The following is an 872-nucleotide window of genomic DNA, read 5'->3' as shown; positions in this document are numbered from 1 at the left end:
ACCAGCCTAAAAAGGTAGCTTAGGCTTTCTTTTTGAAACTCCTTCAAAACGCGCAGCGTTTAGTGGGAGTTGTTCATAATGTTTTTAACTATACGCACGTAGCTCTCACCCATAATAGAGTGCCAAAATTCACCTCTGCCCATAATGCGAGAAAAAGCTAACAACGTAACCAAGCCAGATAAGCAAATGCCATAACTTGGTGTTTGAGTATAGGCTTGGATGGAGCTAAAAATAGTCCCTCTTTTTCTTATTAGGTAAACAAATGTACAAGCAAGTATTGAATAAACGATAGTTTGCCAGGCGCCATCAAAAACATACATATCAAGGTATGTATCAAATTCTCTTACAAACATCATTGCTGTTAGAGCTGCAAGTAATACCGAAGCTACCTTAAGTTTCGAGCTAATACGCGAGGCATAAAAAAACAAAATAGCACTTAAAAAAGTTAAAATATCTTGCATGTGCTCAGTGAGTGTTTCTTCACTATAAAGTGCATTTTGCTGTAATTCAAAGCCTTCAAGCTGAATTAATGAGGCAACACCAGCTAAGCATAATAAGTAAATAAAAGATCGTAGTAAAAACATGAAAAAATCCACATAGGAGACCATGCGCGAGATTTTAATTACAAAAAGGACAGAAAGCCAAAATATTATGGAAACTTTTTATATATTTATTGGTCTAAAACTTTTGCTGTTAAATTAATGGGTTAAATGTGTGATTGGTGTTTTCATGTTGTTTTTCTTGTAATGGTTTGGTTGGTTTATTGTGTGTTGCAAGTGTAAATATATTAAGCTCGACATCCTCCCCCACCTCGCTTCGCGCCCGACAAGTCGGGAAAGGAGGGGGATTCCTGTTTCATAGCGTATCGCTTT

1 protein-coding gene is annotated in these 872 nt (G+C 36.8%); it reads right to left on the bottom strand.

The features are described from left to right. Positions 1–59: 59 nt before the first annotated feature. Positions 60–584, bottom strand: a complete 525-nt coding sequence (locus HC000_RS18300) for a hypothetical protein (protein ID WP_257025643.1) — start codon at positions 582–584, stop codon at positions 60–62. Positions 585–872 lie beyond the last annotated feature (288 nt).

It is taken from the genome of Pseudoalteromonas sp. MIP2626, from assembly GCF_013414205.1.
Taxonomy (GTDB): domain Bacteria; phylum Pseudomonadota; class Gammaproteobacteria; order Enterobacterales; family Alteromonadaceae; genus Pseudoalteromonas; species Pseudoalteromonas nigrifaciens.
The sequence above is the reverse complement of the archived record's forward strand: the minus strand, read 5'-3'. Positions and strand labels throughout refer to the sequence as shown.